Source organism: Pseudomonas sp. ASL9 (genome assembly GCF_056680335.1).
The window spans coordinates 3,453,344-3,471,529 of sequence record NZ_CM155277.1 but is presented as its reverse complement, the minus strand read 5'-3'; the positions used below and the strand labels follow the sequence as shown (position 1 = coordinate 3,471,529).

The 18,186-nt window shown below is 50.8% G+C and carries 15 protein-coding genes and 1 tRNA gene; 13 read left to right on the top strand and 3 right to left on the bottom strand.

Translation table 11 applies throughout. The features are described 5' to 3' along the window. Nucleotides 1-108 precede the first annotated feature (108 nt). The 10 genes from AC1ME2_RS15985 to AC1ME2_RS15940 all read left to right on the top strand — a co-directional run bounded on the left by AC1ME2_RS15985 (nt 109) and on the right by AC1ME2_RS15940 (nt 10,953). Entirely contained in the window at nt 109-3,852 is a 3,744-nt protein-coding gene (locus tag AC1ME2_RS15985) for a bifunctional diguanylate cyclase/phosphodiesterase (protein ID WP_480435180.1), read from the top strand. A gap of 15 nt (nt 3,853-3,867) precedes the next feature. Then, nucleotides 3,868-3,944: transfer RNA gene (locus AC1ME2_RS15980), tRNA-Ile, on the top strand. Nucleotides 3,945-4,069: 125 nt separating this feature from the next. Beyond that, complete coding sequence (locus tag AC1ME2_RS15975; RefSeq protein WP_480435178.1) at nt 4,070-5,143, top strand: site-specific integrase; 1,074 nt, start codon at nt 4,070-4,072, stop codon at nt 5,141-5,143. 261 nt (nt 5,144-5,404) lie between these two features. Further along, nucleotides 5,405-5,623: a MerR family transcriptional regulator gene (locus AC1ME2_RS15970; protein ID WP_082363160.1), complete on the top strand. Its 219-nt coding sequence runs from the start codon at nt 5,405-5,407 to the stop codon at nt 5,621-5,623. A gap of 5 nt (nt 5,624-5,628) precedes the next feature. Next, on the top strand, nt 5,629-6,495 hold the full coding sequence (locus AC1ME2_RS15965) for a helix-turn-helix domain-containing protein (RefSeq protein WP_480435175.1): 867 nt from the start codon (nt 5,629-5,631) through the stop codon (nt 6,493-6,495). 53 nt (nt 6,496-6,548) lie between these two features. Continuing rightward, nucleotides 6,549-6,782 (top strand): TraK family protein, encoded by a 234-nt coding sequence (locus AC1ME2_RS15960; protein WP_480435173.1) that lies wholly within the window; start codon nt 6,549-6,551, stop codon nt 6,780-6,782. A gap of 337 nt (nt 6,783-7,119) precedes the next feature. Continuing rightward, the gene (gene traJ / locus AC1ME2_RS15955; RefSeq protein WP_480435171.1) at nt 7,120-7,494 is read left to right on the top strand and encodes a conjugal transfer transcriptional regulator TraJ; all 375 of its coding nucleotides are present in this window, start codon (nt 7,120-7,122) and stop codon (nt 7,492-7,494) included. A 48-nt stretch (nt 7,495-7,542) separates the two neighbouring features. Next, nucleotides 7,543-8,301 (top strand): P-type conjugative transfer protein TrbJ, encoded by a 759-nt coding sequence (trbJ, locus tag AC1ME2_RS15950; protein ID WP_480435169.1) that lies wholly within the window; start codon nt 7,543-7,545, stop codon nt 8,299-8,301. 206 nt (nt 8,302-8,507) lie between these two features. Continuing rightward, on the top strand, nt 8,508-9,932 hold the full coding sequence (trbL, locus tag AC1ME2_RS15945) for a P-type conjugative transfer protein TrbL (protein ID WP_480435167.1): 1,425 nt from the start codon (nt 8,508-8,510) through the stop codon (nt 9,930-9,932). Between the two features lie 802 nt (nt 9,933-10,734). Further along, nucleotides 10,735-10,953, top strand: coding sequence for a hypothetical protein (locus AC1ME2_RS15940; RefSeq protein ID WP_480435165.1), 219 nt, complete (start codon nt 10,735-10,737; stop codon nt 10,951-10,953). Between the two features lie 436 nt (nt 10,954-11,389). On the opposite strand, the gene AC1ME2_RS15935 is transcribed toward AC1ME2_RS15940, so the two are convergent. The 3 genes from AC1ME2_RS15935 to AC1ME2_RS15925 all read right to left on the bottom strand — a co-directional run bounded on the left by AC1ME2_RS15935 (nt 11,390) and on the right by AC1ME2_RS15925 (nt 15,036). After that, nucleotides 11,390-12,820 carry a hypothetical protein gene (locus tag AC1ME2_RS15935; protein ID WP_480435163.1) on the bottom strand — a complete coding sequence of 477 codons (1,431 nt, stop codon included), beginning with the start codon at nt 12,818-12,820 and terminating at the stop codon, nt 11,390-11,392. Nucleotides 12,821-13,175: 355 nt separating this feature from the next. Beyond that, nucleotides 13,176-13,985 carry a hypothetical protein gene (locus AC1ME2_RS15930; RefSeq protein WP_480435161.1) on the bottom strand — a complete coding sequence of 270 codons (810 nt, stop codon included), beginning with the start codon at nt 13,983-13,985 and terminating at the stop codon, nt 13,176-13,178. 58 nt (nt 13,986-14,043) lie between these two features. Beyond that, nucleotides 14,044-15,036, bottom strand: coding sequence for a hypothetical protein (locus AC1ME2_RS15925; RefSeq protein ID WP_480435159.1), 993 nt, complete (start codon nt 15,034-15,036; stop codon nt 14,044-14,046). Between the two features lie 227 nt (nt 15,037-15,263). Here AC1ME2_RS15925 and AC1ME2_RS15920 point away from each other — a divergent pair, with 227 nt between their 5' ends. The 3 genes from AC1ME2_RS15920 to AC1ME2_RS15910 all read left to right on the top strand — a co-directional run bounded on the left by AC1ME2_RS15920 (nt 15,264) and on the right by AC1ME2_RS15910 (nt 18,185). Next, entirely contained in the window at nt 15,264-15,614 is a 351-nt protein-coding gene (locus tag AC1ME2_RS15920) for a nucleotide pyrophosphohydrolase (RefSeq protein ID WP_480435157.1), read from the top strand. Nucleotides 15,615-15,625: 11 nt separating this feature from the next. Further along, nucleotides 15,626-16,834, top strand: coding sequence for a protein NO VEIN domain-containing protein (locus tag AC1ME2_RS15915; protein WP_480435155.1), 1,209 nt, complete (start codon nt 15,626-15,628; stop codon nt 16,832-16,834). Nucleotides 16,835-17,123: 289 nt separating this feature from the next. Next, complete coding sequence (locus AC1ME2_RS15910) at nt 17,124-18,185, top strand: DUF262 domain-containing protein (RefSeq protein ID WP_480435153.1); 1,062 nt, start codon at nt 17,124-17,126, stop codon at nt 18,183-18,185. The last annotated feature ends 1 nt before the right edge of the window (nt 18,186 follow it).

The window sequence follows — 18,186 nt, the reverse complement described above, 5'->3', positions numbered from 1 at the left end:
ACCCCCAGCCCTGCTGGGGGTTTTGCATTGTGCAGCATTAAGTTTTCCCACCCTTTTCGACGCCCGTCTACACTCGTATCATTTCCTTTCTGTCGAACCGAGGCTGCCATGCCACGACTGTCGGTCATTATTTTCTTTTGCATGATCGGCACGACACTAACGGCCAACGCCTTGACCCTTTCGGATGAAGAAACTACCTGGCTTAGTTCACATAAAGAACTTCGCCTGGGCATCGATGCCTCGTGGCCTCCTTTTGAATTTCTCGATGAAAACGGGCTCTATCAGGGGCTTGCGATGGAGTACGTCGCACTGATCGAAAAGCGTCTCGCTGTCACATTGCATCCGATTGAGCCGGTCGGCTGGAGTGACGTTTTAAACCAAGCCAAACGTGGCGATATAGATTTACTGCCCGCAATAATGTCGACACCAGAGCGCCAGAAATATCTGTCGTTCACCCGCCCTTACCTGGATTTTCCGATTGTTATTCTTGCCCATGACGGCGGCGCACATCCCAATAGCCTGAAAGAGCTTTACGGCCTTAGAGTTGCCGTCGTTGATGGCTATGCGCCTCATGAGCTCCTGCGCACCCACCACCCAGACCTAAATCTAGTCGCCCTGCCCAACGTCAGTTCCGCCCTGCAGGCCTTGGCCACCGACCAGGTGGATGCCGTCGTGGGTGATCTGGCGTCCAGCGTCTGGAGCTTGCGCCACCTCAAGCTTGAGGGCATCTATGTTAGCGGTGAAACGCCGTATCGCTATCAACTGGCGATGGCCGTCCCGCGCGATCAAACCATGCTGATCGGCATCATGGATAAAGTCCTGGCCGACCTGAGCCCATCAGAAATCAGCAGCATTCGGGAACGCTGGGTGAGCGGCGCGCTCGATCACTCCACGTTCTGGCGGGACTTCCTGCTCTACGGGCTTCCAGGTTTGCTGTTGCTGTCCACCGTGCTCATCGTAGTCATTCGCATCAATCGCCGGCTTAGCTCGGAGATCTCACGACGGGTTGCTCTGGAGCAGGAACTACGCAGCAGCGAATACCACTATCGCGGGCTGGTCGAAAGCCTCTCTGCCATCGCCTGGGAAGCGAGCATGAGCGATTGCACCTACAGCTATGTCTCCCCCCACGCAGAAAACCTGCTCGGTTATCCATTGACTCATTGGCTCAAACCCGGATTCTGGCGCAGCATCGTGCACCCGGCAGACATCGAAGAGGCCGAGCAGTTTTCCAGGCAGGAAACCCAACTCGGCAAGGACCACAGCCTCGACTACCGGGTCATCAGAGCCGACGGCAAGAGCCTGTGGGTGCGCAATATTGTCAGCCTGATCGAGCATGGCCACAAACCGGTGATGCGCGGGCTGATGATCGACATCAGCGAAACCAAGCAAACAGAAAATGCTCTGCGCCTGTCTGAGGAGAAGTTCGCCTCGGTGTTCAGGCAGTGCCCAGACATCCTGGTGATCGCTCGTCTGTCCGATGGCTGCCTGCTCGAGGCCAACAAAGCGTTTGAAGAGCAGGTCGGCATCACTGCCGTGGAGGCCATCGGTAAAACCGCAACCGAGCTCAATATCTGGGGCGTTCCGGGCATTGGCCCAAGCCTGCTGATGCGCGTACAAGGCGGCAGCATCCGCAACCTGGAAATGCCCTTTCGCCGCCAGGACGGACGCATGTTCACTGGTCTGATTTCAGCAGAACCATTCGACCTCGACTCGACACCGGCGCTCGTGGTGGTGGTGCGCGACATCAGCCCACTCAAAGAGGCTCAACAGCAACTGCAAATATCCGAAGAGAAGTTCGCCAAGGCCTTCCACTCATCCCCGGACGGCCTGCTCATCACCCGCCAAAGTGATGGCCTGCTGGTTGAAGTCAATGAAGGTTTCAGCCGGATCACCGGTTACAACAGCACGCTGTCCCTCGATCACTCGACCCTCGATCTAGGCATCTGGGCCGATCTGAACGAGCGCAACCAAATGATCGAGCAGATGAGGCGCGATGGCTTTGTTCGCGATTTCAGCAGCCATATTCGTCGTAGGGATGGTCAGATCAGGCTGTGTGAAATGTCCGCGAGGCCGCTGCCAATCGGCGGTGAAGACTGCATGCTGACCATCGCCCGCGACATCACTGAACGCCATCAAATGCAGGAAAAACTGCAACTGGCCGCCACGGTGTTCGAGAGCACAGCCGAGGGCGTATTGATCACCGACACCCAACAGAGGATCAACGCCGTAAACCGCGCGTTCACCGAAATTACCGGCTACAGCGAGCACGAAGCCCTCGGTCAGACCCCTCGCCTGCTCGCGTCAGGCCAGCATGACAGCGCCTTCTATGCCGCCATGTGGTACCAGTTGACGGCCAAAGGGCATTGGCAAGGTGAAATCAGCAATCGGCGCAAGAACGGAGAGTTTTACCCAAGCTGGCTGACGATCAGCGCGGTACGTAACCCGGAGCAGGTGATTACCCATTTTGTCGCAGTGTTCGCCGATATTTCCAGCCTCAAACAAGCGCAGGCACGCCTCGACTATCAGGCCCACCACGATCCACTGACCGGCCTGCCCAATCGCACCTTGTTCGAAAATCGCCTGCAAGCAGCACTCAACCACAGTCAGGAAGTATGCGGCCATGGCGCCGTGCTATTTCTCGACCTGGACCGTTTCAAGCACATCAACGACAGCCTCGGTCACCCCGTGGGTGATCTGCTGCTCAAAGGCATCGCGCTGCGTCTTAAAGAGCAGTTACGCGATGTCGACACCGTCGCACGCCTGGGTGGCGATGAATTCATCATCCTGCTGCCCGGCCTGCTACACCCAAGCGACGCCGAAGCCGTCGCGAATAAACTGCTGGTGTGCTTCAACGCGCCCTTTCAAGCGGGCGAGCATGAGTTCTTTATCAGCGCGAGCATTGGTACCAGCCTGTTTCCCAACGATGGCAGCGATGTCGCCACACTGGTCAAAAATGCCGATGCCGCGATGTATCGATCCAAAGCCAAAGGGCGCAATCGGGTCGAACGCTACACCCGCGACCTCACCGCACAGGCCAGCGAACGAATTGCACTCGAGCATGAACTCCGGCGCGCCATCGAGCGCAACGAACTGAGCCTTTTCTATCAGCCAAAATTTTGCCTGCTGTCACAACGGCTGGTGGGTGCAGAAGCCCTGCTTCGTTGGCGCCACCCCACTTTCGGCGACGTGCCACCCGAACACTTCATTCCCCTCGCTGAAGAAAACGGCATGATCCTGCAGATCGGCGATTGGGTCCTCGAAAACGCCTGTCGCCAGATGTTCGAGTGGAACAAGATCTACAGACCGTTCGGTCCGCTCTCGGTGAACCTGGCCGGCATGCAGCTGCGCCAACCCAACCTGCTCCACCGCATCGAGCATCTGCTCAGAGCGTTCGATCTCCAGCCCGGCTGCCTGCAACTGGAAATCACAGAAAATTTCATCATGAGCCAGGCCGAAGAAGCCTTGGTCGTACTGCATAAACTGAAAGCACTTGGCGTCCTGCTCGCCATCGACGACTTTGGCACCGGCTACTCATCCCTCAGCTACCTCAAGCGACTGCCGCTGGACACCCTCAAAATCGACCAATCCTTCGTCTACGGCCTACCCGACGACCCCCACGACGCCGCCATCGTGCGTGCAATCATCGCGCTGGGGCGCAGCATGCAACTTACCGTCATCGCCGAAGGCGTGGAAACCCCGGAACAGCAGGAATTCCTCGCCCTGGAAGGCTGCGAACAGATCCAGGGCTTCATCGTCAGCCCCCCCCTAAGAGCCGAAGAATTCAGCGCGAGGTTTCTTCGTATGAACGTTTCGGATTTTTCGGATAGCACAGCCAGCAAACCATCGCTATAATCCGCGACCTACTGAGGGCCTATAGCTCAGTTGGTTAGAGCAGGGGACTCATAATCCCTTGGTCGTAGGTTCGAGTCCTACTGGGCCCACCACCTTAAAAGCCGCGCACTGCGCGGCTTTCGTGTTTTTGGGTTGGTCCCTGTCGTTACAGTCCTACGCTCCACGGGTACAAATTAGGTACAGTGCTGGCTCGCCAGCCGCCTAGGAGCACCCTCTCATGGCAACACTCGTCAAAACTCCTTCCGGCACCTGGAAGGCTCTGATTCGCAAAACTGGCTGGCCAACCGTGGCTAAAACCTTTCGCACCAAGCGTGATGCGGAGGACTGGTCTCGACGTACCGAAGACGAAATGGTCAGAGGTGTGTACATCCAGCGAAGCGGCTCCGAGCGCATGACGCTTGAGGCTGCACTCAAGCGCTACCTGAACGACATCACCCCCACCAAGAAGCCCAGCACCCAACGCGGTGAAATCACCAAAGCCAAGAAGCTCATCGAGCACCTGGGCAAATATTCTCTCGCTGCCCTTTCCGCTGAAATCATCGCCGGCTATCGCGACAAGCGACTGAGTGAGCCCGGCCGCGATGGAAACATCAGCAACAACACTGTTCGACTTGAGCTGGCTCTGTTGAGCCACCTGTACACCGTCGCTATTCAGGAATGGGGATTGGGTCTGACGTTCAACCCGGTACTGAACATTCGCAAGCCAAGCCCGGGAGACGGTCGTGACCGACGACTATCGCCGGACGAAGAACGCCATTTGCTCGCGGCCGTGAATCGACACAGCAACCCTATGCTGGGTTGGATTGTGCGCATCGCCCTGGAAACGGGTATGCGCTCCTCTGAGATCTCATCCCTGCGACGACCTCAGGTAGATCTGGCAAAGCGCGTCATACGCCTCTCAGACACAAAGAACGACGCTTCCCGGACCGTTCCACTGAGCAAGCGCGCTACTGAAGTTTTTAAAGCTGCTATGGACAACCCGGTGCGACCAATCGACTGCAACCTGGTGTTTTTCGGTGAGCCTGGAAAGGACAAAAAACGTCGCCCGTATACCTTCACGAAAATTTGGGGGCAGTTGAAGAAGAAGCTCGATCTGCCTGACTTCAGGTTTCACGACCTGCGCCATGAAGCAGTGAGTCGGCTTGTCGAAGGAGGGCTATCTGACCAGGAGGTATCAGCTATCAGCGGGCATAAATCGATGCAGATGCTTAAACGTTATACACATCTACGCGCAGAAGACTTAGTTGCCAAGCTTGATAAAATCAATGACTCCCCAAGTAAAAAAGTATAGCTAAATCAAGACCCGCACAATCCGAATCAACGTAAATATCGAAACAAAGGGAAAGCCGCTATAAATTTTAGCGGCTAAAATCTCGCTAAAACATTCGACCTAGCGTCAATGACCAACAACTCAAAATACAAACTTTAGCTACATAAACACCCGGCAAGTTTAGCTAAACTAACTTAGGCTTCAAAAATACATTCAAAAACACTTCCAACTTACAAATAAACAGTCTTATCATCGCTAAAATCTCATGACCGAGCGATCAAAATGACAACAGAAGAAACGTTGCTGGCACGATACGCTGGCGCCACCTTACTTTCGATTGAGCAGTTAGCGGAGATCCTTCATAGGAGCAAGGACGGTCTTAGAATCAGTCTGGGCGGCGACAATGACCTATCTCGAAAGATACTTCCCTGCCGAGTAAAGCTGGGACGAAGGGTGTACTTTCGTACCGCTGACATTGCAAAAGTCATCGACCAAGGATAATCGCAATGTCCGAAACAGTAATTTTTGAAAGAAACGTCACTAACAATTTCACAATGCTGCCCAACCATATAATCCGTGACAAGCGGCTTAGCTGGAAAGCAGTAGGGTTGATCTCATTTCTATGGTCTCTTCCTCCCAACTTTAAGTGGCTAAGCATCACATACCTGGCCAACCAAAAAGATACAGGAGAGACCGCTACAAGAACCGGCCTGAGAGAGCTAGAGAGAGCCGGATATCTGCTGATCGAAAGGCAGCAGGATGCGAGTGGAAGGTTCACCAAAACGCTCTGGCAGATCAGGGAAAATCGACCGAATGGTGACCGCGTTTCACCACATGGCGAAAATCCAAGAATGGATAACCCACACGCGTCGCAACGGGGAGTGGAAAATCAACCACTAATAAATACTAGTAATACAAAAACCAAAAAGAAAAATAATACTACTACGTCAGTGAATGCTGAGGATCGGGATCTTGTTGCACAGGAGCTTCACTTTTCGAGTGACCAGCCCCACAGCGCCAGAGCCAAGATCGCATCGGCCCTGGAGGGAGTTGAGGCTGCTGACCGCCAAAGAATGCTGGATGATCTGATGGCTGTGTTGAAGGCCGGAGCAATCAGGACCACGCCACTGCAATGGCTCCATGGGGCCATCAAAAAATACCGTGCTGGCACCTACAACTTCACGTCTCAAACGCCCAGCCGTAGACCGGGGCCGAGATCTGCAAGCGTCACAGCAACACCGGCACATCAGGGCCGTCACCCTGAAAATGGCCCCCCAAGTGTCAAGACTGCGATGCGGTCAATAGTAGGAGTCGAACACTTAAATAAGTTAAGAGTAAATAGAAGTAAAAACGCCCCCGCACCCGACCTCTGATCGACAAATGAGGGGCCAAGCAAAGCTAACCATTTTTAGCATCAGGGAGGTTTATGAAGCCTTTATCCTTGAGAGTCGCAGAACGCTTAGTTAACAAGAGTGACGCACCGAAATCAGACAGGAATCGAGCAGCATTCATAATCCACAGAGCAGACATCCAGCATGCAGTTGATAACGGCTGTTCAATTTTGCAAATCTGGCAAACCCTCCGGGAAGAAAAATTGATCAATTACGGCTATCAGGCATTCCGGCGCCACGCCCATCAGCTCTGTACAAAACCTGACTAGAAAACTTATCACGTAGATCATCAAGCTTTGCTATATCGAACATTTGCCGTTGCGGAATCGATCAACCGCTCACAGCATGATCAATAACTGTTCAACAGCGTTGTTATGGTAATTGTTCGACATAACAAACGCAGTAGTCCATTAGAAAAATGGTTCGCTGTCCTCGGCGGACTCGCTGAAATGCAGGGCAAGACAGGTGAAGTTAGCTAACCGGCAAGCCGGCCAGCCAATTTCACTATCACTTATTCGCGCCTATCGGCACTCAACGTGGACTTGCTCTGCGAGGCCATTCGCATCCGCGAACTAAATTTCTTCGCAAAGATAGGAGAAACACACCATGCATAAAAACAGCTCTGGTACTGACACTAGAAAACATGGCAAGCACTTGAGAGTGCCTGTCTTACCTGACGAGGAAACTTTGATTAAAGAAAATGCAGCCCAAGCAAGCCTGACGGTTGCGGAGTATCTGAGACGCCTAAGCCTCGGCCATGTAATTACTGGAACTATCGATTCGCAGAACGTGATGAAACTCGTGAAGATCAACGCAGATCAAGGACGCCTGGGGGGACTTCTAAAGCTTTGGCTGACTGACGACCCCAAGCTTGCACTGGCCGGTATTGCTATGACTCCAGACGTAGTGAGGGCACTGCTAAAGCGCATAGAAGCTAACCAAGACGAAATGCTGCGACTGGTGCAGTCACTCAAATTTTAGCCGCTAAAAAATCAATTTTTCAGAAACGTGCTTCCCTTTGGAGTTTCCATGAACAAAACCGAAGGTTTTATCGCAGGTTGCTTGCTGACCCTCTCGACGATGCATGTACAGCAAGCGGTTGCCGGCATCCCGGTAGTCGACGGATTAAATGTTCGTCAGTCCACCATCAGCGCTATTCAAAACGTAGCTGCCGTCACTAAGCAGATCGAGCAATACAAGACCCAGCTAGAACAGTACGAGAATATGCTGCAGAACACCGCCGCTCCGGCAGCCTACATATGGGATGAGGCTGATCGGACCATCTCTAAATTGCTGGCAGCTCAAGACACGCTCACCTACTACAAGAACCAGGCAGGCAGCCTAGAAAGCTATCTCTCCAAGTACCAGGATGTTTCGCATTACTCAGCATCTCCATGCTTTGGCGTCCAAGGATGCACAAGCGAGGATCAGCAAGCCATTTCAAAGGCCCGAGCCGATGCCAGCACCGCCCGCAAACAGGCCAGTGACGCATTACTCAAAAACGTCGATAGCCAACAAGACACCCTACAAACAGACGCCGATAACTTAGCCGCAATGCAACATCACGCTGTTACGGCCAACGGCCAGATGCAGGCGATCCAATCGGCTAATCAGTTAGCCAGCGCTCAAGCCAACCAGCTTCTTCAAATCCGAAGCCTACTCGTCGCACAGCAAAACGCAGTGGCGACCGAAGCCCAGATCAACGGTGACAGAGACTCTCAACAGCTCGCTGCTGATCACCACGCACTGTCCGGACAAAACAGCCCAAGCGTCGAAAAGTCTTGGTAAGGGGGAAGGTATGCACCGGCGATTTTCAGTCTGCATAGCACTGTCACTAGCTCTCACGGGCGGTTGTGATACGTCGAACACCTCGAAGAAGCTCACTTGCAATGACGATCCCACTGGTCGCCCAAAACACGATCAGGAGCAAATTCGGGACGCATGCGCGCTGGGCCACAACAACACCCCTAGCAACGATAGGAAATGGTGACCCTATGAAAAAGCTCATTTCAATTCATTTGCTAATCGCCACGCTCTGCATCGCGCAAAGCGTTCAAGCCGCAGGCCTGGACAGCGGCAACATGCTCAACAAAATACTCGAGAGCTTTTCCACAATAGCCATCACCTGGCAATCCAAGATACTGAGCGCAGCCAACTGGCTGTTCTGGAGTCTGGCACTCGTAAGCATGGTTTGGACTTACGGGCTGATGCTTTTGCGTAACGCAGGTCTTCAAGACTTCTTTGCAGAAACGATCAGATTCTTTGGGACACTGGGATTTTTCTGGTGGCTGCTGATAAACGGCCCGGCCATATCCCTATCCATCATCGACACCATGCGCAAGATTAGCGCTGACGCGTCAGGCCTGGGCAATGGTCTATCCCCATCCGGTATCGTTGATATCGGCTTCAACATACTCACGAAAGTAGGCGACTCTGCCTCGTTACTGTCCCCAGTCCTCTCTGCCGTCATGCTCGTTGCTGCAATCGTCGTGTTAGTGGTTCTAGCCCTCATTGCCGTCAACATGCTGCTACTACTCGTCTCAGCATGGCTTCTCGCCTATGCCGGCGTTTTCTTGCTGGGCTTCGGCGGTAGCCGCTGGACGTCAGACATTGCAATCAGCTTCTACAAAGCAGTACTCGGTATAGGGATCCAGCTCTTCACCATGATCCTGCTAATCGGTATCGGAAAATCCTTCATCGACCAATACTACAAGGCCTTCCAGGAAGGGACGCCGGACCTGAACAGCTTATGCGTCCTTCTAGTGGCATCCGTAGTGCTGCTCACCATGGTCAATAAGCTACCTCCGATGTTAGCTGGCTTAGTTGGTTCTGGAGGACAGTCAGGAGGAATAGGCAGCTTTGGAGCAGGGGCAGCGATAGGTGCTGCGACCATGGCCGCATCTGCTGCGGCCTCAGCCGGTGCCTCAGTCATGGCAGGGGCTACGCAGACTGCTGGAGGTATGTCAGCGCTCTCAGCCGCGTTTAAATCTGCCCAGGCAAGTATGGGAGACGTTGGTAGTGGTGAACTCTCGATGGATACCCCAGACCCATCTGCTAGCGGTGGGAGCGGCCGTTCGAGCTTCTCAGAAGCCATGGGCAATGGGGCAGGCTTTTCTAGCAGTCAGGACGGAAGGCACAACGCCCCTGCCCCGGCATCAGACCAAAGCTCACTTGGTAAGGCCGGCAAAATCGCCATGGAGGCAGGAGCGCAGCTTGCGCGCCACGCGGCTGGAGGCATCAGCTTCGCTGCGAGCGAGAGGATCGAGCAGTCGCTCGGAGGAAAAATCGCTACGGCTATTGAATCAGAGCAAGGTCAGTCGGGATCTGCGCTTGAAAGCCCTACCTTTGACGGCAATCACGTTGCTGCTGGGAATGATGAGATAGCCAACTTCGTAAACCCGAAACCGCCGAAACCTTGAGCTAGCCAGCATGGAAAATTCGATAGTGGCTTGAAATCATCGTGTAGGTCTTCCCATTGCTAACACTTGGGGGGCCAAAAACTGACGAGAACTAATACCTGGGAGGCTTTGCTTCCCTTTTTTTCGTTCCTACCATCTTCATTACCGGCGTTTCGCTAAAAAAGGAGGCTTTTTCAACGCGATGAGCCGCTGATCATTTCCTTACCACTACCTTGGGGCAAATCGTGGGGCAATCGCAATTTTTTACTAACATTTGGGGGGCGACCTACTAACACTTGAGGGGCAATCACATTGGACAATAACTATAAATATCAATGAGATACCTATATTTTAAACAGCCTCTAACCCTTTCTTTTAACCGCGCTGTTAACCAGCTGTGCAGCCCCCTTCCCGACTCTATTAACGACCGCAAGCGCTTTCGCTCTAGGGCGGTCAACGTCGCTCCGCGCCGCTATAACCGCTACGCTACGCAAAGGGAAATTCCCTTTGCATCAGGGCGGCCTAGTTCTCATGAGGCTAGAAGCCTGGTAGAGCGACACACGACTGTGATGGTTACGCCAAAAGGACGGTGGTCTAGTTGTGCCTACGAGGAGCTCTACAATCATTCCGACCTCACTGACTGATTCGGATCAAAACCGAACGCGACCTGTGAGTGACGAACCGTCGTTTGATACCGATTCGATTGCCACGAGACGCAAAAAAGGAGATGAAATTCCTGCTTCAGAAGCCCTGACCCGTCGCAATATCGATAACAAATCGCGGCACTCCTCCAATCACTGGATAGCCCCCTGAGGACATCGAAATGATCAATATTGATAGCTGGCAAGAGCCCGTCTTCCTTGATGGGGATGATGAAGTCCCGCAAGAGCTACCGTTGATGGTCACTCGCCATAAGTTGAGGTCTATGAGGCTTTCAAAAGACTTGCTCGAACAGTTGTGTATTGGCTCGACCTCGGATGATCAAATGGGAACCAGCAAACAGGCCAATACATCTCCGGGAGTGCAGGTCGCCCCGCAGTGAAGCGCAGCTACTGCTTCATGAGACTGGCTCAGCACTACAAACGCGCCTAGCCCTGGAGGACCTTGCATTCACTGAGGGCAGATTAGACGCTATGACAGAGCGCGTTTGCAGAACTTCCATGAACGGTAGACCATCCAATCATTCTGGGGACGCCACGAATTCTATCTGCCAGAGGCCAGGAGATTACTGGCAGAGGTCGGTGATATCGACCGAGGCGCAGGAAGCAGAGGAAACCAAAAGGGTCAAAGCCGAGGGTGGTAACCCACTCCAACCGACCTACCACGGACGGTCGACAGCCGCAGCGACCCTGTAAAAGGCGGTCGAATTCTGTTGACTCCAGCTCAAATGCTGTCCCTTGAAGCCGTCTAGGGACAATTGCGATTTGCTGGCCAATCTAAATCTCTATAGATTCGGCGAACAGGGAAAAACCAAAAGATCAACCAATCAACTGGGCCCACTGTTTCCTAAAAACCTCGAAAACATTATTTCGATCAAGATTATATATAGCAACTAAACTTTCAATATCCTTATCTTCCAGAACAAGCATATATCCTCGATTATCTTTTGCAGTATCCTTGCATCGTGCCAACAGCAAGGGTCTATCTTCAACAGAGCGGCAGACCAGAATCCCAACTTGCCCTCTACTTGGGCCAAATCTAGACGATAATTGATCAACCTCTGGATTTCCCACTTCCTTTCCGTAATTTTTACACTCAACAAATATCAACGGCGCACAATAATGGAGGGATAGCCACGCAAAAAAACCGGACTTGGCCTCATTGCTATACGTAATATCTACTCGTTTCCTCCCCCCATGTAACGCCGACTGCTTTTTAGGGTTGCAAAGTGAAGGGTAGAAGATTACAGAAAATATTTTCTCAACAATCTTTTCGTAGGCGTCAGCGTCTTTCCTACCTGGTGCCAACGATTTCATCTCTAAAATTAATGCATCTAAATCTGGAGGTTCCACTCCCTCCACTTCCGAAAATTGTTCATGAGTCAACGGTAAGGAAACATTATTAGCTTTATATTCTCTATACTCGTCTAGCACCCTAGGCCGTAGCTGAGTTTGCGTCACAGCCGCCAATTTGTCTCGACCATACTTCTCCATCAACGCTTTTTTTGTAACACGCTCAGTGCCGTTACTAAGAACCTCTACCAAACTAGATCCTTGACTCAAGTGCTCCTGCTGCATTTGAGGCAAAAGGTAATGACGATAGTACTCATCGAATCGATAGCTAAGGCGCTGCCGAACAAGAAGCTTAGGAACCAATATCACCTTGCCGTAAGGCGTCACAGGCAACGGAACTAGTGCTGTTTCCCAAAGGTTTTTGTCAGCATTCCAAATAGGACCAGAATCAACATCAGGAGTAAGTGGCACACTGTAAAACAAACACATATCCTGAGTATAACGAATTAGAGGACCGCGTAAGATATTGCAGACGGCATCAGATATCATATCCGTCCCTATGCCCGGAATTAGCAGAGCAGTGTCCTCAAGATCTTTTAGCAACCCGGTTTTCACAGCGGTACTTTGACTTAGTGCCCCCCATACGCTCGTAGCAGCCCCACTTCCAAATCCATGGCCTCGCGACTCACCTGATGAGTACCCCAGATGAAACTCATTCCGTTCATTGAGTGAAGAAAGCAGCTTTTGTGCCTTATCATTATGTCCGGCGCGAATCAGCGTTAGCACCTCTTCAAAAAAAACCTGGAGGAGGGAGGCAAGTTCATTACCCCATGGACTACTTAAGGACTTTATCGCATTGGGCTCCAAAAAAACTGGAATATCCGTATCCAGTCGGATGTCGACAAAATCTAAATAGGGTTGTGTCAATCCAAGTTTAAAGTACTCAGAAAATCTCATCGTCCCCTCGATATCAGTCAGATTAAAGCTCAACTATAGCTGGACGCCAAGCATTTTGCCATCATCCGAGCTAACTTCACTTATTCTCTGCCAACATACTATTTTTTGCTCTCTTAGGCTTCGTAATGCTGACAATACAACCTGTTGATAAATATGATAAATCTAATTACTGACCTAAGCATAAGTAATGTAACAGCGGAAGGGCGACCGCTCAACATCGCATCGCCCACAAAAGCCAGGCTGGGCTGTGCCGGGAAAACATGCATGGAACAACTATGTGTCCGCTCCCTTTCAGACTCGGGGCATGATTAGTCTTTTGTGACAATTATTTTTTACAGCAAGCATTGTAGTTTGATCACTCCAATATATCAGCATTAATATTTAGATGCTTTGCCACATCTCCATTGCGCTTATTGCTAAATTGCCATACTCGACCGACACCAGCCATTGTTACAAACTGACCATAAAGATTTGGAGACCACTCAAAGTTAGCATCCGGCCCCCCCTCAACATAAAAGGACTTTTCCGTACATTTTCTCAGAGTATACGCCTTCGCCTTGAGAGGCTCACGAGGTAGAGTATTTTTTTCAGCTCTACGACGAATTACATTTTCCGCTCTAATCAATCTGTTAACTTCTTTAGGAGCCACAGTCGGAGCTGTGTTGATATTCCCCATGACGATTGTAAGGTGCCGGATAAGCTTCATGGAAAGATCGGACTCTCCGTCGAAATCTTCCTGAACTCCACCACCTCTAATTTCTTTTTTGAAATCGCACAACCTAGACCATTGCGTAGTATCGTGCTCTTGTGGCAATGGCCGCTTAGAAAAATATATCAGCGTCGGGCGCTTTTCTCTGATGAAATATTTGATTTCCTCAACTGTTCCGGACTTCTCTACGCCCGTATCACTACCAAGCCTTGACCAAAAAAGCGATACGATAATGTCGCAATCTTTTACAATAAGATCATTCAGTATACCTTGCGGACGATCCCCCTGAAGCGGAGCACTGTCTAGTTCCCACATGACAGGAAGGAGAATCGTTTCAGTCCTAATACTATTCATAGAGTTCCATGTATGAATAGCATTTTCAATAATTTTCCGCTCAGAACTTACGTCCGATGGCGAACCAATTAAGACCCGATAAGCTGTGACAGGAACAGGCATATAATCCACCGCGCAAAATACTGAATATAAAATACCGGATGAAAGCTCTCATCCAACATTACCTGAGAGTACTAAATAAGTCCCATGCCGTGAGGGGAACCCTGTCTATTTGACCGGCCTCCAGTATTCTAACAATTGAGTGAGCCTCATCACCCTCCACTCGACCATAAAACAAATAATAGCGATCCCTTTCAAAAGTCTTCCAACCTCGATTTTCAAAAATCCCTAACTCACAATGGCCGCTTAGCTGATGTTGAGGAGATTGAAAATTGAAGAAAATCCGACTATATCGCCCCTTTGCTATAGAAGTAGGCTGTCCAAAAAATAGAAAACTTTTTCCCAAATATTGCTTTATGTTTCGCTGAGCTTTTTCGATAGACACTATGAGATCACGAAGCCTAATGGCATCTTCATCATCAAATTGAATAGCGATATCTAGGCTTATCTGAGCTAAACGTACCAATCTTCTTACAGTGCGGAAGTGCCCTGGATTGAGCAAATTTCCATCGGCATCGTAGAAATTTTCAAACCCTCGACCATTCACTGAGGAACCGGCCTGAACTTCTTTCCGTTTTGTCTCGATCAGGTCGTCGTCATCGTCCCCTTCGTCCTCATTTTCCCCCAAACTCTTCCATCCTGCGAAGGTAACGAGGTTAATGGCACGCTTCTCTTTGCCCGCCCCCTCTTCACCCCCCCCCGTCCCCCCCTTCTTCCTGTGAGGACATTCGACCCCATCAAAGCCGGGGAGATGGAAGTAAAAGGCAGAGACCCCATCTTTCCGTCTCGGGGTCTTGCGAGGCCGTCTACTGCACATGACACCGCAGTCAGGACAGTAAATTAGCCCATGGTGCTCATCATCGATATAAAACTCCGGAGCAAGCCGGGGAGCGTCAATGAGGTTTGCGGGTGGCACAGTCTGTGGCTGAGGCACTAGCGGATAAAAAGCAACATTCGGGATTGAGACCTGTGACATACATTCCTTTGTTTTATCCAGATACTGATCGTCAAAAATCGAGTGCCTATTCTGTTCCAGATAGTAGCAATAAGCCATTCATCGTCGCAATCGACTGCGTTACTGAATTCCCCGGCCCTCCTAGAACCGCTGCAAACCTCAGGTCACTAGGTATGACTCCGTGCAATGCGTTCTTCAGTAGCGAAACTGAGATCACCTGCAGGGAGAGACCCTGAGTTGGCTGAGATCTGCTCCGTTCATTGCTGGTCTCGAGGCAGAGCTTCTGAGACCATAGCGGCCTATAGCTATAACTGTCGGAGAAGTCCATGAATGTCGAGGAGATTCAGAAGAGACTGCGTGTCTTCGCGCAAGAGCGCGATTGGGAACAGTTCCATACGCCGAAAAATCTTGCTGCTGCTTTAGCTGTAGAAGCATCAGAGCTACTCGAAGTTTTCCAGTGGCTGAACGATTCGCAGGCCATAAACGTTAAGAGTGATGTGGCGCGTATGCGCAAGGTTGAAGAGGAAGTAGCCGACGTCACCTTGTATCTGCTGCGTCTCGCGGATGTTCTTTCTATCGATCTGCAGAAGGCGGTAGATCGCAAGCTTCGCATAAATGCGGAAAAATACCCGGTCGAAAAAGCCCGTGGGAACGCCAAGAAATACACTGAATTGTGAGTAGTTTAGATATGGATGTCATTTCCCACATTATTGCTGCTGTTTCCCGTGGCGAGGCCGTAAAGGCCAACGGCCCTATTGAGCATTGGTTGACCACCCTAGCGACGGGTTTTTGGGGGTTTGACGATAGCAAGGAAGGTATGTGGTCTGGCATCCAGAAAGGGGATGTTCTGATTTTCCAAGCAGGCCCGCCCAACTGGGACTTCGTCGATATGTACAAACCGAAGCCAAAGGTCAGTGGCTTTATTGGTGCTGGTATTGTTGAGCGAACATCTAAGAAGGATGGGCCGCGCTGGCTTTCGGAGGTGATCGAGAGCCAAGATCATGGGAACGCGGCACCGAAGCTCTGGCCCAATCTTGTTCACTTTTCCAATGTAGTGTGGTTCGGAAACGTTGACGGTATTCCTGCGCCCGCAGTGCAGGAGCTCATTGAAGGGTGTAATACCAAAACCCTGAATATTCGTGTGCACATCGAGTGCTTGGCTCAAAACAACCTGACCTTCAAGGCAATGACGAGTGCAGGATTCACCTGTGCCCCAATGGGAACTGGTGGGCGCCTTATCAAGAACTCTGGAATCCTTGCTCGCCTATTACTGTCTCAGGCGTCAGCTGCAACCCATCGGATGTACTCGGACAGAGTAGACACGATATCCGCTGACCTCCAGATGCCGGAAGTGTCAGACGTCTCCCATTACAAGTGCCTGGGTATTGTGGCACCTACCACGCACCCAGCGAGGACCCCGGCCAAAGCCACCCGCCGAAAAGGAAGTGTGAAAAATAGGGACTACCTCCAAGAAGCTACCAACAATCAGCAGCTCGGTGCCGTCGGGGAGCTCATCGTTATGGCGAAGGAGCGTCAGCGGGTCCTAGCTGAGCTGGGGGAGGAATATGTGTCCCGAGTTATCCACGTCTCGCTCGAAGAGGGAGATGGAGCTGGCTACGACATTCGCACATTAAGGCAAGGAGACAAAGGAATAACCGAGCACTACCTGGAGGTCAAAACCACTTCCGGTGGCGCCAATGCTGCCTTCTTCATCTCGGAGAATGAGATGACATGTGCTGCCGCAGAGTTGGAGCGCTATGAGGTCGTGCGGCTCCACTCACTGGACCAAGTCGAGGGTGTGTATTTGGAGTATCGGCTTACAGCATGTCAGCTCCTAAAGATGGATATGACCCCGGTGAGCTATCGAGTGAACGTAGGCCTCGAGGCAGATCAGTGATAGCAAGCCCTGATTTCCGACACGCATCCTACTACTTTTGACCGGTTTTCGCCTGTCGCGCGGGACGTTTTGCGGCCAAAAGCCCCCATCCGACATGGCTCCGTTGATCGGCGATAGCTTCATTATGGCACTTCGAAAGACGATCAGAGTTCACTGAAATTATTGATATCGTAGCGCCACCATGCTATTTATTTCTTAGCCGGATAACAGCATTCACCCGGCAGCGTATTAAGGACTCCGAAATACCTCCCTGTCGTTAGATAATGTTTCGCTTTAAGGACTATGTATTGTGAAAGATGTTGAAGAGCAAATTATTGAACTCAAGAAAGCTGTCGCTTACGACAGTAAAGATTTTACGATAGAGATCCTGGTCAAAAAATACTGCGACGGGCTGGATGATGATGAAAATGAAATGTACGTTCCAGACTATCAACGAGACTTTGTATGGGACGAATCGCGCCAGTCCCGACTTATTGAATCAATAGTTCTAGGGTTACCGATACCACCAATATTCGTAGCGGAAAATACAGATGGCCGCTTGGAAATAGTCGATGGTTCTCAGCGAGTTCGCACTTTGAGCGCCTTTTTGAACAATGAATTAAAACTGGATGGTCTTGAAAAAATAACCATGCTGAACGGCATGGTTTTTGATGGCTTCGATGTCTCTCGAAAGCGAAAATTCAATAATACTACATTCACAGTTGTTGTCCTTTCTGAGAGTGCCACAGATGAGGTCAAGAACGACCTTTTTGAAAGAATCAACAAAGGCAGTGATATTTTGCGAAACATGGAGACTCGCAAAGGTATCTATAGAGGGCGGTTTACCGACTTTATTTATAACGAATGCGCTGTTCATATTGGTTTTAGGCAGTCAATCAAGCTTTCTAAAACAGTTCAGAAACGCCAGGAATATGAAGAGCTCGTGCTAAGATTTTTTGCTCTTATCGACACTTACCCGAAATATTCAGAGTTTTCTCGTAGTGTGAGCAAAACCCTTGATCGCTACATGGTTGAGAAACTCGAAAATTTTAGCGATGAGGAAAAATTTAAAAAGCTATCTGCTTTCAACTTGATGATCGACTTTGTTATAAAGAATTTCGAGTACGGATTTCTAAAAGGTCCAAACAAAGACGCTTCCCGAATTTTCTTTGAGGCGATTGCCGTAGGAACCCATCTAGCACTTGAAAGATCTCCTAACCTTATTTTAAAGAGGAAAATAGATGTGCAATACTGGCTACGAGATCGAGAGTTCGGGAGATCGGTAAGTGGGGGAAATAGAACCCATGCGGCTGATAGCTTGCAGAATAGAATTCATTATGTTAGAGACCATATTTTGTCGTTGAGCGCCTAAT

What these genes read in the sequence shown, in the direction of transcription:
- AC1ME2_RS15985 (WP_480435180.1), top strand. Translation starts at nt 109, where the DNA reads ATGCCACGACTGTCGGTCATTATTTTCTTTTGCATGATCGGCACGACA.
- AC1ME2_RS15975 (WP_480435178.1), top strand. Translation starts at nt 4,070, where the DNA reads ATGGCAACACTCGTCAAAACTCCTTCCGGCACCTGGAAGGCTCTGATT.
- AC1ME2_RS15970 (WP_082363160.1), top strand. Translation starts at nt 5,405, where the DNA reads ATGACAACAGAAGAAACGTTGCTGGCACGATACGCTGGCGCCACCTTA.
- AC1ME2_RS15965 (WP_480435175.1), top strand. Translation starts at nt 5,629, where the DNA reads ATGTCCGAAACAGTAATTTTTGAAAGAAACGTCACTAACAATTTCACA.
- AC1ME2_RS15960 (WP_480435173.1), top strand. Translation starts at nt 6,549, where the DNA reads ATGAAGCCTTTATCCTTGAGAGTCGCAGAACGCTTAGTTAACAAGAGT.
- traJ (WP_480435171.1), top strand. Translation starts at nt 7,120, where the DNA reads ATGCATAAAAACAGCTCTGGTACTGACACTAGAAAACATGGCAAGCAC.
- trbJ (WP_480435169.1), top strand. Translation starts at nt 7,543, where the DNA reads ATGAACAAAACCGAAGGTTTTATCGCAGGTTGCTTGCTGACCCTCTCG.
- trbL (WP_480435167.1), top strand. Translation starts at nt 8,508, where the DNA reads ATGAAAAAGCTCATTTCAATTCATTTGCTAATCGCCACGCTCTGCATC.
- AC1ME2_RS15940 (WP_480435165.1), top strand. Translation starts at nt 10,735, where the DNA reads ATGATCAATATTGATAGCTGGCAAGAGCCCGTCTTCCTTGATGGGGAT.
- AC1ME2_RS15935 (WP_480435163.1), bottom strand. Translation starts at nt 12,820, where the DNA reads ATGAGATTTTCTGAGTACTTTAAACTTGGATTGACACAACCCTATTTA.
- AC1ME2_RS15930 (WP_480435161.1), bottom strand. Translation starts at nt 13,985, where the DNA reads ATGCCTGTTCCTGTCACAGCTTATCGGGTCTTAATTGGTTCGCCATCG.
- AC1ME2_RS15925 (WP_480435159.1), bottom strand. Translation starts at nt 15,036, where the DNA reads ATGGCTTATTGCTACTATCTGGAACAGAATAGGCACTCGATTTTTGAC.
- AC1ME2_RS15920 (WP_480435157.1), top strand. Translation starts at nt 15,264, where the DNA reads ATGAATGTCGAGGAGATTCAGAAGAGACTGCGTGTCTTCGCGCAAGAG.
- AC1ME2_RS15915 (WP_480435155.1), top strand. Translation starts at nt 15,626, where the DNA reads ATGGATGTCATTTCCCACATTATTGCTGCTGTTTCCCGTGGCGAGGCC.